We start from the raw sequence: 14,627 nt of genomic DNA, 5'->3' as shown, positions 1-14,627 counted from the left end.
GAGCGCGACATTGCATGACTCTTTCCTCTGACCTGCTTGATGATGCGCTGCGCTGGCGCCACCAGTTTCATCGCGAACCCGAACTCGGCTATCAGGAACATCGGACCAGCGATAAGGTTGCGCATGAACTTGAGCAGGCGGGCCTGCAGGTATTTCGTGGTCTTGCCGGGACGGGCGTGGTTGGCACCCTGAAAAATGGAAGCGGACCGGTCATCGGCCTGCGTGCCGATATGGACGCGCTGCCCATCAATGAAAAAGGCGAAACCGCCTGGCGCTCCAGTAAACCTGGTGTGATGCACGCCTGCGGCCATGATGGCCACACGGCGATTTTACTGGCGGCCGCCAGACAGCTTGCCGCCACGCGTCAGTTCAGCGGCACGGTGCATTTTATTTTTCAGCCTGCGGAAGAAAACCTCGGCGGCGCCCGGAAAATGGTGGAAGAGGGATTATTTACCCGTTTCCCCATGGATGCTGTCTATGCAATGCACAACTGGCCCGGCCTGCCGCTGGGATCGCTGGCGGTAAACGCCGGTGCGATGATGGCCTCTCTGGATGCGTTTGAAATTACGCTGAGCGGTAAAAGCTGCCACGCGGCCATGCCGGAAAGCGGTGCCGACCCGATGGTGGTGGCGGCTGAACTGATTCTGGCCCTGCAAACGATCCCCTCACGTCGCCTTTCTCCCCTTTCCTCAGCCGTGGTGAGCGTCACGCAGATTCAGGGTGGTGAGGCAATTAACGTGATTCCCGAACAGATCGTTCTGCGCGGCACAGTGCGCTGCCTGCAAGACGATGTGCGCAAACGGGTTCATGCGCTTATTGATGATTTTGTCACTACGCTGCCGAAACCCTTTGGCGTCTGCGGCGCGATTCGCTGGCTACCTGGCTACCCGGTGACAACCAACCATGCAGGCCCGGCCCGGCAGGTTCACGACGTTGCCGTCAGTACGCTGGGGGAAGAGCAGGTGCGGTGGCAGGTGAATCCCTCTATGGCCTCTGAAGATTTCGCCTGCATGCTGGAAGCCTGCCCGGGGGCCTATTTCTGGCTCGGTGCAGATGGTGCAACCCCATCCGCCCCCTTACATAATGCTCACTACGATTTCAACGATGCGCTCATCCCCACCGGTATCCGCTTCTGGCAAAACCTGGTTGAGCACGCCCTGCCACAGGCTCACCGTTAAAAACCGGCCGCCGCCAGTTTCTCAAGGCCGGCTTCCCGCGAGGCGCACTGACCGCTTGCGCGCAGGCAGCAGGCAATTTGCAGTCGCAGCGCCTCTGGTAGAGGGCGCTGGTGATTCAGCACCTCTTCCGTCCACCGCGCTGTCTCGGCGGCCGACTTGTCGGCGGGCAGCGGCACCGCTACCTCCGGCTGTCTCTCTACCCAGACCTCCGCCTGCTGTGCTGCACCGCCCACATAGCTGATGGCCGGGCAGCGCTGCGGATTGGCATAAACCTCACCTTCGGTCCCGTTCAGCAGAATCGCGGGGGCATCGATAGCGCTAAAAAAGGTCGCCACCCGTGGAACATACTCCGGGTGGGATACGCTTGACAGGCGCAGGGCCTCGCGCTCACCAAACGGCGTGGCCAGCTTCGCCAGCGTGTGGGCGCTGTTACGCACGCCCATGCGCCAGCGTAACGACAGCTGTTTTGCCATGGGTGGGCAGAGGTGATCGATGGTAATAAAGGCCAGCTCACCCCTGTCGAGCTTTGCCTGTGCCTGTTCGGCCGTAGTGACCGGCACGATCCCCAGCGCGGCAAAGACCGCTTCGCTGGTCACGCGCGTGGCATCGTCACTGACGCCGTGAACCAGCACGGGCAGACCGAGCCTGTTAAGCACCTGCGCCAGTAATGGGGTTAAATTTCCCTGACGGCGCGCACCGTTATAGCTGGGAATGACCACAGGCATGGGACGACCGCTCGGCGCCTGCAGGCGCATCACACGCGACTGCATCGCCTGATAGAAGCCGCGCATTTCTGCTTCGCCTTCACCTTTGATTCGCAGGGCGATTAAAATACTGCCCATTTCAAGATCCGGCACCTCGCCGTCCAGCATTGCGCCGTAGAGTGCCAGGGCACTGTCGAAATCGATATCGCGAGCATGGTTCTTACCGCGCCCGACTTCTTTGATAATTTTATTCAGTTCCATCACGCATTTCCGCTCAGTGGCAACGACTTAACGCCGCTTCGCACGCGGTTTGCGCGTGCCGGGATTGGGTTTGGTGTTTCTGGCCTCGGGTTCAGGCGTGACCGGCTGCTCAATTGAAAACACCGGCAGCGCCGCCAGCAGCCGACTGCCGTAAGCTTTACTCAACAGGCGGCGATCGTAAATAACTATCTCGCCAAAACACTGATGGCTGCGGATCAAACGCCCGACCTGCTGAATCAGCGTAAAAGAGGCGCTGGGTAAGCTCTGTACCTCAAACGGATAACGCCTGAGGCTCTTCAGCCATTCGCCCTCGGTTAAAATTACCGGACTGTCTATGGGCGGAAAAGCAATTTTATGGATATGTACCTGACTGAGCAGCTCACCTTTTAAATCCAGCCCTTCCGCAAACGACTGCAGGCCGATGAGAATACTGGTATCGCCCTGCTCTACCCGTTTGCGGTGCAGGGCGATCAGGCGACTGCGGGGCTGATCGCCCTGCACCAGCATCATCAGTCGTAATTCCGGCAGCGCCTCGACAAACTGTTGCATGGCGCGCCCGCTGGCAAACAACACCAGCACGCCTTTATGCTTTTCTGTCTGCATTTGCTGGCGGAAAAAGGCCGCCATCTCCGCGATGTGCTCAGCCTCATTCGCCATCAACGGTTCGTAGCGCATCTGCGGGATCACCAGCTTGCCCTGATCGACGTGGCTGAACGGCGACGCCAGTGCCACAAAACGGTCGCCCGCCTTTTCATTCAACCCCGACATTTCCTGCAGGCGGCTAAAGCTGTTCAATGAGCGCAAGGTCGCGGAGGTCACGACAACGTGAGGAATCTTGCGCCACAGCATTTTTTCCAGCTGATCGCAGACGCGAATTCCCGCGCAGTGGAAGAACAGGTGTGCCTGACCGTCGCGCAGTTCACGGGTTATCCATTTTGAAACGGGCGCACCAGAGGCTTTTTCCATCGCAGCCAGTCGCCACAGCTTGCTGACTGATTCAAACCAGCCAAAGTGGCGGTTGAGCTGCAATAAATTGCGGTGCAGACGCACGAGATCGACGCTTCCGGTTTGTTCACTCAAGGCGTTAATCAACCCTTCGCTGAGCCCACGTAGCCCGTCGCTCAGCTTGAACAGCCGGGCGCACAGCGCCAGCAGCTCGTCGGGTAAGGTGCCCAACACGAAACGAAACTCGCCGGGCTGATTGTGCGGCGGAAGCAATGGGCTTAATGCCTCACTTATGGTGGCAAGGCGTTCGCGCAGTTCATCACAGTGGGCTTTAAGACGTTCGGGATTAGCCAGCGGCGGGGGTGATTTGGGCCGCATCTGGCTCATAATCGCCTCCACCAGCTTCACAAATAGATCGAGCTGCAGGCTGGTCCAGCCGGGCGTGATATCGGCGCTCATCTCCAGTGCATCACGCGCCACTTCAGGCAGGTGATGCCCTTCATCCAGCACCAGCATCAGATTTTTGGCCGGGGGCAGCACCGATTCGTTTTCCATGGCCGCCATCACCAGCGCGTGGTTGGCCACCACGACATCGACCTGCTCGATTTCCCGCCGGGCAACGAAAAACGGACATTCCCGGTACCAGCGGCAATGCACGCCAAGGCAACTGGCTTTGTCAGTAGACAGACGCTGCCACAGGCTGTCGCTGACGTTCTCCTCGCTGTGATCGCGCAGGCCATCCCACTGATAGCGATCCAGTGACTTTTGCAGCCGTCCGCACTGGATCTGCTCTTCTTTGGTGCTGCTGACCGCCTCATCATCCAGGTAGAACAGCAAATCGGCCTGCTGATTATCGTCTGCGACCAGCGCGGCCAGATTGCGCGGACACACATAGCGCCCCCGGCCAAAGGCCGCCGTGAAGGTCAAATCCGGAATGATTTTTTTAAGCAACGGCAAATCTTTGCTGAAGATCTGATCCTGCAAGGCGACGTTGGCCGTGCTGATCACCAGCCGCTTCTCTTCCGCGCGGCTGACGGCGATGCCAGGAATAAGATACGAAAGCGTTTTGCCCACGCCAGTCGGCGCTTCTACAGCCAGGTGGCGCCCGTCATCACCCGACAGACATTTCGCGACCTCCGCGATCATCTGCCGCTGAGCAGGACGGGGAATAAAGTCTGGCACCTGTTGCTGCAGCGCTTTATACCACTGTGCGATCTGGCTTTTTAATGCTGCTGTCAGGGCCATGTTAAGATTACCACTTTACTCGATGGCCTGTATTTTTACACAGTATCGCAGTGACGTCAGCTTTCGGGTCTTTTTTTTCGTGCTGGCTTCAGAAAAGGCCTGCTCGTGCTGTCGGGTCAACAGCAGGCCACAGCCGCCGTATCGTGTTGTCGCGTGTTGCGCAGGGATAAGGCGGCGGCCCGAAGGCCTGTACTTCAGCCGCCGTGCGAATCCAGCACCTTAAACATCACCGTGGTCGCGTCCAGTTTTCCCTCAATAGACTGCGCATAGGCAGGAATCTCACCCGCAACCTGCCAGTGCAGCGCGCGATAAAGATCGCTGGCCACGTCCCCGGACCGGGTGTCCAGCACCAGCAGGCGTTTTCCCTTCTGATGCGCCCGCTGTTCTGCCTGCTGCATTAACCTACGCGCTATCCCCTGCCGCCGCGCCTGCGGATGTACGAGCAGCTTACTGACTTCGGCCCGATGGCTTCCATTGGGCATGGCGCTGTCATTGAGCATCACGGTGCCCACCACCCGGCCATGCTGGCGGGCAACCAGCAGTTCACTCTGGCCTTTTTCCAGCGCGGCAAGCTGATTTTGCCAAAAAAGGGTCATCACACTGATGTTTTCAGGATCGATAAAACCGATGCTGGCACCCTCGGCCACACAGGCCTGTAAGACCTGGGCCAGTTCGGGTAAAACCTGTTGTGCCTCAGCGGCGCTGAGTTGTTGATACGTCATCATGATTTGCAGACCACCAGTAAGTAGCGGGCACCTTCAGTAAGATGTGCCTGAAAAGCGGACGCGCCGCTAAGATGAAAACGCAGGCTGTCGCCGGGTGCTAAGGTCCAGCTCTGCGCGCCCATGGTTATCGTCAGCTGTCCCTGTTGCATCCAGATATGTTGTTCCATGCCCTGTAGCGGTGGCGCGTCGTATTCGACGCGCGCGCCGGGCCGCAGTGTGCCTTCGATCAGCTCACAGCGGAAATTATGGGTTGGCGGTGAGACATTGCGGCGACTAAATCCACTGGCTTCGTCGTTCCAGATCGGCTGGCGTTCGCGAGGGATCAGGAGATCGCTTTCCGCTTCCACTTCGCTCAGCAGGCGCGACATGGTCAGACTGTAAGCCACACACAAACGATTAAGCAGGGCAGCCGTTGGGCTGGTTTCAGCACGCTCAATACGCGATAATGTGGGCCGGCTAATGCCGGTGGCGGTTGAGAGTTCATCAAGTGACCAACCCTGCTTCATCCGTAATTCTGCAAGGCGGGCTGCTAAGCGTTGCTCCGTATTATCAAAAGACATGTTTCATCTCAATTATGAAAAATAAATCTCATAATTGAGATAGAACAACAATTAAGCGCAGCCGTCAAGTTGTACATCTAAAAATTGGTTGTACAACTTAACAGGCTTCGTTATGGTGTTTTAACTCAGGTCAGTTTAAAGAGGTAAATATGACCTTATACAGTATCGGCGATGTCGCCGAACGCTGTGGCATAAATCCGGTTACCTTACGCGCCTGGCAACGACGTTATGGATTATTGAAACCACAACGTACCGAAGGCGGTCATCGACAGTTCGATGAAGAAGATGTTCAGCGTATCCAGGAAATCATGCGCTGGATTGAAAGTGGAGTACCAGTAGGCAAGGTCAAAGCACTACTGGAAGGTGGAGATGTTGATTCCAACGATGGCTGGACCGCCATGCAGGACGAACTCATCAGCATACTGCGCCATGTAAGACCGGCTAAGCTACGCAACAAGATCGCTTTAATTGGTCGCGAACATGCGGTTGATGCCTTGATCGATCACGTTTTTATGCCCATAAGGCAGAAACTCAGCCTGGATCAGAATACAGCACGGACAATGTGCAGCCTGCTGGATGGCATCCTGATCGACTACGTGGCTTTTTGTCTGGCAAGCAGTCGCAAAAAAGCCGGTAAAGAAGCGCTGATTATTGGCTGGGGCATTGAAGATCGCACGCGCATCTGGCTGGAAGGATGGCGACTGTCGCAGCACGGCTGGCGCATCGACGTGCTTGCCGAACCGCTTGATGTTCCCCGGCCCGAGTTATTTCCGGGGCTGAATATGTTTGTTTTTACCGGTAAAAGACTGACGCGCCGTCAGCAGGAACAGCTGGCACACTGGCAGGAACAGGGATTCTCTGTACGTTTGCACGACGCACACTGAAATAAAAACGCACGCTCGGCACTATGACGGCTGCCTTGCGCGCGCTATTATCCCCGCCTTGACGTAAACACCCTCAGGTTAGTTATGAACTGGAAAAAAACATTTTTTGCCACGCTGTTTGCCATTATGGCTATCGGCGGCACCAGTGGACTTATGCTGGTCGGCTATTCACTTATCGTTCATTCACGCTAAGACGGCGCTGCAGCCGTTCAAACAGGCGATCGCTGACGATCGCTAACAGCCCGACCAGCAACGCGCCTTGTATGACATAGGCGGTATTAAAGCCGCTCAGGCCGATGATGATGGGCGAGCCCAGGCTCTTTGCCCCGACGGTAGAGGCGATGGCCGCCGTGCCGATATTGATGATGACGGAGTTACGTATCCCGGCAATGATCACCGGTGCCGCCAGCGCAAGCTCAACCTGCCACAAACGCTGCCAGCCACTCATGCCGACACCCACGGCGATCTCTCGACTGCTGGCCGGGACGCTGTCCAGCCCCGCCAGTGTGCCCTGTAAAATCGGCAGCAGCCCATAAAGCAGCAATGCCACCACGGCAGGCCACGCGCCGAATCCCATGACAGGCACGGCTATCGCCAGCACCGCCACCGGCGGGATCGTCTGACCGGCGGCGGCGATGGTTTCCAACAACGGGCGAAAAGCCCGTCCCGCAGGGCGAGTGACCAGCACACCGCTGCCGACGCCGATAACAACCGCCATCAGGCTGGCGGTTACCACCAGAAAAAGATGTGCTAGGGTGAGCTGCCAGAAACTGTCCTGCTGATAAAGCGGGCGGGCCAGATCGGGAAACCAGGCGGCAAACACGGGGCCGCTGTAGGGCATGGCCGCCAGCAGGCTGAGATAAAACAGGACCAGCCACAGCAGAGGATCGGCTAGCCGTCGCATTGTTGAGCCTCTGCGTGATGAAGGAGATCGCTGAAGTAGAGCACGCCCAGCGGTTGCTGATGCGCATCTACGACGGGCAGTTTATCCGTGCCGCGGCTGATAAACTGTGACAACGCTTCGCGCAGGCTCAGCGTCGCCGCCAGCGGCTCGGCATCCAGCCATTCCCCACGACGTACTGCGCGTCCCACCTGGCCAAGCGCCAGCAGACGCAGCCCTATCTCGCTGCGCCCCAGAAAATCACGCACAAAGTCGTTGCCTGGTCGGGTCAGCAATTCAAGCGGTTTACCCTGCTGAACGATCTCACCGTCGTCCATAAGTACAATATTGTCGGCCAGCGTCAGGGCTTCATCAATATCGTGCGTGACCAGCACGATGGTGCACCCTGAGGCACGGTGAATGCGTAACATCTCCTGCTGAAGCGCAGCGCGCGTGACCGGGTCCAGTGCGCCAAAGGGTTCATCCATCAGCAGTACGTCAGGATCCGCCGCCAGCGCCCGCGCAACACCAACGCGCTGCTGTTGTCCCCCGGAGAGCTGATGTGGATAGCGGCGAAGTAATGCCGGATCCAAATTCAGCAGTGCGATCAACTCGTCAATACGTTCGCGCCTGCGCGCTTTTGACCAGCCCAGCAAAGCAGGGACGGTGGCCATATTCTTTTCAATCGTCCAGTGCGGAAACAGACCAATCGACTGAATGGCATAGCCGGTACGGCGGCGCAGCGCCTGGGCATCCATCTGACGAATAGATTCGCCTGCAAAGCGGATTTCCCCTTCATCGTACTCCACCAGACGATTAATCATTTTAAGCGTGGTCGATTTACCCGAGCCCGAGGTGCCCAGCAGCACGGTAAAGGTTCCTTTTGCGATGGTCAGCGACAGGTTTTTAACCGCGGCTTTACCCGCAAAGAACCGGGTGACGCCATCAAACTGAATCATCTTTTCTCTCCAGCAGGGAAATCAACAAGCGGAATAACGCATCCAAAGTCACCGCCATCGCAATCACCGGGATCACGCCTAACAGCACTAAGTCCAGCGCGTTGCTCAGCAGCCCCTGGAAAATAATCGCGCCGAATCCGCCTGCGCCGATCAGCGCCGCCACCACGGCCATGCCCAGTGTCTGCACCACCACAACCCGTATGCCCGACAACCACACCGGCAAGGCCAGCGGCACCTCCACGGCGAAAAACTGCTGCCTGCCGCTCAGCCCCATGCCGCGCGCACTTTCGCGCACGTCTGGCGGCACCTGCTGCAGTCCGGTTACCACGCTGCGCACCAGCGGCAACAGGGCATACAACACCAGCGCGATCAGCGCGGGCGCCATGCCAATGCCGCTGATGCCCCATGCACCTGCCCAGGGAAAGCGTTTTGCCAGCCCCGCCAGTGGGGCAATGAGTAAGCCAAACAGCGCCACGGAGGGCACCGTCTGAACCACATTCAGCACGCCGAAGACGCTGCTTTGCCAGCCGGATCGCCGGTAAAGCACGATGCCCAGCGGGAAAGCAATCAGTAAAGCAGGCAGGACGGTGGCGGCCAGTAGCGTCAGATGACGCAATAAGGCCGCATCAAAGACCGACTGGCGGTTGGCATATTCTTTCAGTAACGACAGGTCGTCCAGCTGGCCGCTGAACAGCAGCCAGAGGGGAAGGATCCATACCAGCAGATTCAGCACCAGTTGCCACAGCCTGCGGCGGGTGAGCGCACGCGCGGTATCGGTGATCAAAAGTAGCGTCAGCGCGCTGCCGCACCACATGCCGCTCGCAAAGCTGGTTCGCGCCAGTCGGCTGCCCTGCCCGGCCAGCACCCTGGCCTGGTCGCCGCTGAGCCAGATCATGACCGCCAGCACCAGCCCGGCGCTTATTAACTGCAACGTGTAGCGAAACCCCGTCGGTCTGGCCCACAGCAGTAACCACAGCAACGCCAGCGGGGGCAGAAGCGCCATGCCGTGCGCCATTTGCCAGAGCATCACCGGCTGGCCGGCAACCAGACGATTAGCCGCAAAGCTGACAAACGGCAGGCAGCCTGACGTCAGGCTCAGTAACATAATCAGTACCAGCGCCACCGGCTGCTGTCGAGGCCGGGATATCGCCTCCCGCGATAGCCACATCGGTTACAGCAGCTTTTTCTGTTCTAACCACGCTTTCGCCACGCTGCTGGCGTCCTGCCCTTCAACGGCAATTTTGGCGTTGAGCTGCTGCAATGTCTTTTCATCCAGCGCACTGAAAACGGGTTTAAGCCATGCAGCCATTTGCGGATAAGCCTGGAGAACCGCTTCACGCACTACTGGCGCAGGCGCATAAATGGGCTGAACGCCTTTTGGGTCGCTGAGCGTTTTCAGGCCTAACGCGGCAACCGGGCCATCCGTACCGTAAGCCATGGCGGCGTTGACGCCTGACGTTTGCTGCGCGGCTGCGCCGATAGTCACGGCGGTATCGCCCCCGGCCAACGATAACAGCTGATCCTGTTTTAACGTAAAGCCATAGGCTTTTTCGAATGCGGGAAGCGCATCACTGCGTTCGATAAATTCCGCAGAGGCAGCCAGCTTGAACGTGCCCCCTTTTTTCAGATAGGCGCTGAGATCGTCAAGGGAGTTAAGGTGATTTTTCTCCGCGACGTCGTTACGGACCGCGATGGTCCAGGTGTTGTTCGCCGGCGCGGGCGTCAGCCACACGAGGTGATTTTTTTCGGCATCAAGTTTTTTCACTTTTTCATAGCCTTCGCGGGCATGCTTCCAGGCACTGTCTTTTTCGTCATTAAAAAAGAAGGCTCCGTTGCCGGTGTATTCCGGGTAGATATCCAGTTCGCCCGCGGTGATGGCGCCCCGCACCACCTGGGTTGCCCCCAGCTGGATTTTGTTTACGGTCTTGACGCCGTGCTTTTCCAGCACCAGCAGGATGACATTGCCCAGCAGTGAGCCTTCAGTATCTATCTTGGAACCCACACGTACCGGGTCGGCCGCGTGCGCCATTCCCAGACTCAGCAGTAAAAGGCTGATGCCGGCCAAACCGCGAATGTTTGCCATGATGCTTTCCTTATTGATGTATTTATCTGGAAGTACGGTTGGCCGTAGGGATAACCTGACAGGCACGCCCACCGTTTTAGAGGTTGCAATAAAAGCGTAGCCTGGCAATCGCATTCCGCGATCTGTTTTGTCCTGAAATCAGATGCGGCTAACCCTGACCGCATCGGCCAGGGCTCGGTGATTAAGCCGGGAAAGTGAAACTGTCGAGACAGGCAGGAATACGGGGAAACGTATGAAGGAACCAGGGCGTAAACTGCTGGGGCTGCTGCTGCATTTGCTGGGCAATATCCTGCATTGAGCGGTAGTCAAATGCATCCGCCTCCTGCGGGTTAAGCACGGGCAGCGCGTCGCTCACGGCAAAAAAGACATGGCCGTACTCGTGCTCTGTCAGGCCATTACTGAGCGGCAGGTTATAGCTCAGTTCGAAAACAGGCGTCAGCGACAGGATCATGCCCATTTCTTCGCGCAGACGGCGTTCGGCCGCCTCTTTAGTCGATTCATGAGGATAAGGATGACCGCAGCAGGTATTGCTCCATAATCCGCCGCAGTGATATTTGTCACTGGCGCGACGCTGGAGCAGCAGCTCCTGCCGGGTGTTAAAAACGTACACCGTGACAGCGCGGTGCAGTAATCCTTTTTCATGCACTTCCAACTTTTCCATTTTGCCGGTGGGACGATCAAGATGGTCGACGAGGATAACTTCAATAGCAGACATGAGGATTCCTTGAGTGTATTCCTCATTATTCTGGCACAAGATTGGGGAGGTTGAGGGGATAAAATTGTGCTGTTTATGCACAAATCTGTCAGACGGCAATGGCGATCGTCGAAAACGTCAGGCCAGCGGGCGCTGGCCTGACTGTGAATTACAGTTTGAAGCTTTGTACAACCTGTTCCAGTTGCAGACTCTGGGCTTCCATCGCCTGCGCGGCAGAGGAGACCTCTTCCACTAAGACGGCGTTCTGCTGCGTGGTGCCGTCAAGCTGAGTAATGGCAACGTTAACCTGTTCGATGCCCATGCTCTGCTCACGACTGGCGGCCATGATCTCGCTCATTAGCGTAGTGACGCTGCTCACGCCCTGCACCAGCTCGTCCATGGTTTGTCCTGCCTGTTCGACCAGCTGACTGCCTGCATCGATATTCGCGACCGACTCTTCGATCAGTTTTTTGATTTCACGTGCGGAGTTGGCCGAACGCTGCGCCAGATTACGCACCTCCGAGGCGACCACGGCAAAACCACGGCCCTGCTCGCCAGCACGCGCGGCTTCAACGGCGGCGTTGAGTGCCAGGATATTGGTCTGGAAGGCAATGCTGTCGATCACGCTGATGATATCGACGACTTTACGCGAAGAGTGGTGAATTTCGCCCATCGTGCTCACCACCTGACGAACCACTTCCGTTCCGCGCGACGCCACTTTAGAAGCCTCACCCGCCAGCTGGTTCGCATGCGTTGCGTTGTCGGCGTTCTGGCGTACGGTGCCGGTCAGTTGCTCCATAGAAGCCGCCGTTTCAACAATCGAGCTGGCCTGCTCTTCCGTGCGCGAGGAGAGGTTGGTGTTGCCGCTGGCAATTTCACGCGACGCCGCAGAGATGGCCAGGGCGCTGCTGCCGACCTGCTGCATTAACCCCTGCAGATAGCTGATAAAGTGGTTAAAGCTCTGTGCAACGGCGTTAAATTCCGGGCTGTTACTGGCTGGCAGACGCTGCGTGAGATCCGCGCCCCCTGTCGACAGCGCTTCGATATTTTGGTTGAGCATGCTCAAACGCTTCATCATGGCGCGCATGAAACCCAGCATGACCAGCAACAGAATAATGGCCAGAGGGATCTGCACCAAACCCAGGCGCATCAGCATATTGTGGGACTGGGCTTTCAGCAGGCTGGACGGTACGCTACTGGCCAGATACCACGGGCTGCCCGGAATAGCCTGCAGAAACAGCGTTTGCTCGCCATCGTTGCTGCTATAGGTTGACTCTGCGGACTTTGTCCCCGCACTGGCAAGCATCGCTTTCAGCGGCGCAGCCATAGGATTTTGCAGATCGCTCAGGTTTTCGAGTTTCGGCGTGCCGTTAACCAGCGCCGCGTTACCCACGACTTTGCCGTCGGACTCAACGATCAGGACGTCTCCATGAATCGCCTCGCCCATCTTTTTAGCCAGTTGGTTGAAGAAACCCAGCGTAACGTCGATGGTGGAAACGCCCCAGACTGTCCCGTCGCGGTAGATTGCCATGGCACAGTTGGTACGCGGCTGTGGGCTGGCGGCATCCTGATAAGCTTTAGCCCAGGCGCACTGCCCTTTCGGCGCGGCCATGCCGTCTTTATACCAGGGCTGCTCCCAGTATTTGTCCGCGGCTTCAGAGTTCCAGTAGGTGTTAACCTGGAGCTTGTTGCTGGCGTCACGTGCAAAAAAGCTGCTGTCTTTCTCTTTACCCGCCTCGCGACGATGGGGTAAAGGCCAGATACCGCCACCGAAAACGTTACTGTCCTGATACTGGTTGACCAGTGCAGGTAATAAGGTGTCGATGGCGGCGCTGTCGATGACCGAGGCGGCCTCGGTAATGGCACGTTGCTGTGCCTGAACACGGTTCATTTGCTCAACGATGCCGGTTGCCAGCGAATCCACCTGATAGCGAATCAGGCGGCTTTCATTGTCTACCAACTGAGGCGCGACAAACTGGTTGATCACCCAAATAGTGACCAACACTAGCGCAACAAAAAAACCGATAAGCGTTGCTGTGAAGCGGGATTGCGTGGTCTTTAACATCATTGTTCCCCTGGACCTTTTGTGGCGCTATTGCCTGATCGGGGTTAACGGCACGGCAAGGGGGAACTTGAGTAGACCAGATCACAAATTTAACAAGTCTTTTAACAATAAAGATATTTAGTTACGCCAGGTCAGTAACTTTTTCCACCAGGCGGAAAAATCGCCCTGTCTCCGGCGTTTATTCTGTGTTCACGACCTGTTCACGCGGTCGAAATATGTGCGTATTTCCCCCGGCGGTGAGCCGTTCAAGCAGATGCTGCCCGCCCTGGGCTTCGCTCTGGGCAAATTGCCGTTCCGCTTCGGTTACCGGCGTGGCCCACAGCAGCGTGGGCCTGTCGCCATCCTGTCTCGGCAGCGCGAACTGGGTCTGTTCCGGGGCCAGCTCGTTGGCTAACAGGTAGCTTTCGAATCCCACCGGTGCCACCTCTGAGGCCAGCGTATGGCCTTCACCCAGCCAGGTCAGCCGCGCCCACGGCAAATGGACAAATTCAGCCAGCGCGCTGGCCATCTGGACCGCATTGCTTTCTGTCATGACTTCGCCATCGACCGCCATCGCCAACTCTGCCCGGCGGTACTGCGGGGCCAGCTCATCGAACAGAAAATCAACCTGCGGCATGGGGCGAATGCTCATGCCCAGGGTCAGAAAGTACCAGATGCCGTTATGGTAGTGCTGAGAGAGCGCCATGGGCGGCCAGTTGCCCTGATCGATCGCGTAGTATTTGACCGACTCGCCAAACTGCGCCTGATAACAGGCCAGCAAGTCCTGTTGCACCTTGTCCCATTGGCTGCCGTCATGCCATTCACGCCAGAACTGGCGCTGCTGTTCGGCAAGGGCATAGTAATGATTGGTCGAGGCTGAACCGAGCGGCGCGGTCAGACGGTTTTTTTTGATACAACCGGCGGAGAAACTGACCTGTTTATCCTGGTAAAGGCTCCAACCAGGAATCACGGCAAGAAGTTGCCCGTAGTACCACAGTGCCGCTCCCGCATCTCCGGGTTCCCAGAGAATTTGCAGACCTGCGGGATCCAGCGGCGGTTCAGCTTCCAGATTACGGCAGTATTCTGCACTCAGCAGGGGGGCAATGCCCTGTTCCATCGCCTGGTGATCTTCCTGAACCGGCGCAGGGAGCAGGTTTCGTAACCAGCAGCCACGCACCGCAAACTGGCTACGAAACAGATCGGTTGGCCAGATATAGAAATAAGCAGTCCGCGCATCCTGTTCGACAATTGCCGTCAGGGTGCGCTGCTGATTGTGGACTTCAGCAATCAGTGATTGATACGTCATAGCGCCTCGACAGTACTTGAGGAATCCATTTTCCCCGAGGATAGAGCAGGATCACGTCTGCTGCCACGACAGGCAAGGGTAAAACTCTCAAAGTGAATCGATGAAGGCAGAAGGCAGGAACGGAGGATAAACCCGCCTCCCCGAACGGGGAAGCGGTGA

Annotated in this window: 13 protein-coding genes; 2 read left to right on the top strand and 11 right to left on the bottom strand. The window is 57.4% G+C overall.

The genetic code is table 11. The features are described from left to right. Positions 1 to 14 precede the first annotated feature (14 nt). Positions 15 to 1,178, top strand: coding sequence for a M20 aminoacylase family protein (locus NYE92_RS21405; protein WP_259019419.1), 1,164 nt, complete (start codon positions 15 to 17; stop codon positions 1,176 to 1,178). Here NYE92_RS21405 and ybiB read toward each other — a convergent pair. The 4 genes from ybiB to NYE92_RS21385 form a co-directional block, all read right to left on the bottom strand. Continuing rightward, positions 1,175 to 2,143 carry a DNA-binding protein YbiB gene (ybiB, locus tag NYE92_RS21400; protein ID WP_014593253.1) on the bottom strand — a complete coding sequence of 323 codons (969 nt, stop codon included), beginning with the start codon at positions 2,141 to 2,143 and terminating at the stop codon, positions 1,175 to 1,177. The two genes, NYE92_RS21405 and ybiB, sit on opposite strands and share 4 nt — an antisense overlap. A gap of 27 nt (positions 2,144 to 2,170) precedes the next feature. Beyond that, complete coding sequence (gene dinG / locus NYE92_RS21395; protein WP_014593252.1) at positions 2,171 to 4,333, bottom strand: ATP-dependent DNA helicase DinG; 2,163 nt, start codon at positions 4,331 to 4,333, stop codon at positions 2,171 to 2,173. Positions 4,334 to 4,527: 194 nt separating this feature from the next. Beyond that, positions 4,528 to 5,058 carry a GNAT family N-acetyltransferase gene (locus NYE92_RS21390; protein WP_014593251.1) on the bottom strand — a complete coding sequence of 177 codons (531 nt, stop codon included), beginning with the start codon at positions 5,056 to 5,058 and terminating at the stop codon, positions 4,528 to 4,530. Further along, on the bottom strand, positions 5,055 to 5,618 hold the full coding sequence (locus tag NYE92_RS21385) for a helix-turn-helix domain-containing protein (RefSeq protein WP_042677159.1): 564 nt from the start codon (positions 5,616 to 5,618) through the stop codon (positions 5,055 to 5,057). Before NYE92_RS21385 ends, NYE92_RS21390 begins: the two co-directional genes overlap by 4 nt. Positions 5,619 to 5,767: 149 nt before the next feature. Here NYE92_RS21385 and NYE92_RS21380 point away from each other — a divergent pair, with 149 nt between their 5' ends. Next, positions 5,768 to 6,502, top strand: a complete 735-nt coding sequence (locus tag NYE92_RS21380; protein ID WP_013025143.1) for a MerR family transcriptional regulator — start codon at positions 5,768 to 5,770, stop codon at positions 6,500 to 6,502. 172 nt (positions 6,503 to 6,674) lie between these two features. On the opposite strand, the gene NYE92_RS21370 is transcribed toward NYE92_RS21380, so the two are convergent. From NYE92_RS21370 to NYE92_RS21340, 7 genes are all read right to left on the bottom strand, one after another. Then, on the bottom strand, positions 6,675 to 7,406 hold the full coding sequence (locus NYE92_RS21370) for an ABC transporter permease (protein WP_013025141.1): 732 nt from the start codon (positions 7,404 to 7,406) through the stop codon (positions 6,675 to 6,677). Continuing rightward, on the bottom strand, positions 7,394 to 8,341 hold the full coding sequence (locus NYE92_RS21365) for an ABC transporter ATP-binding protein (protein ID WP_015700701.1): 948 nt from the start codon (positions 8,339 to 8,341) through the stop codon (positions 7,394 to 7,396). The genes NYE92_RS21370 and NYE92_RS21365 overlap by 13 nt, the downstream gene beginning before the upstream one ends. After that, positions 8,328 to 9,509 (bottom strand): ABC transporter permease, encoded by a 1,182-nt coding sequence (locus tag NYE92_RS21360; protein WP_015700702.1) that lies wholly within the window; start codon positions 9,507 to 9,509, stop codon positions 8,328 to 8,330. The genes NYE92_RS21365 and NYE92_RS21360 overlap by 14 nt, the downstream gene beginning before the upstream one ends. 3 nt (positions 9,510 to 9,512) lie before the next feature. Then, positions 9,513 to 10,370, bottom strand: coding sequence for an ABC transporter substrate-binding protein (locus NYE92_RS21355; protein ID WP_085980253.1), 858 nt, complete (start codon positions 10,368 to 10,370; stop codon positions 9,513 to 9,515). A 235-nt stretch (positions 10,371 to 10,605) separates the two neighbouring features. Continuing rightward, positions 10,606 to 11,139 (bottom strand): isopentenyl-diphosphate Delta-isomerase, encoded by a 534-nt coding sequence (gene idi / locus NYE92_RS21350; protein WP_014593247.1) that lies wholly within the window; start codon positions 11,137 to 11,139, stop codon positions 10,606 to 10,608. Positions 11,140 to 11,287: 148 nt separating this feature from the next. Continuing rightward, complete coding sequence (locus tag NYE92_RS21345; protein WP_026021034.1) at positions 11,288 to 13,183, bottom strand: methyl-accepting chemotaxis protein; 1,896 nt, start codon at positions 13,181 to 13,183, stop codon at positions 11,288 to 11,290. Positions 13,184 to 13,361: 178 nt separating this feature from the next. Further along, complete coding sequence (locus NYE92_RS21340; RefSeq protein WP_259019418.1) at positions 13,362 to 14,468, bottom strand: suppressor of fused domain protein; 1,107 nt, start codon at positions 14,466 to 14,468, stop codon at positions 13,362 to 13,364. Positions 14,469 to 14,627 lie beyond the last annotated feature (159 nt).

It is taken from the genome of Pantoea sp. B566 (assembly GCF_024793925.1).
Lineage (GTDB): Bacteria > Pseudomonadota > Gammaproteobacteria > Enterobacterales > Enterobacteriaceae > Pantoea > Pantoea ananatis.
The sequence above is the reverse complement of the archived record's forward strand: the minus strand, read 5'-3'. Positions and strand labels throughout refer to the sequence as shown.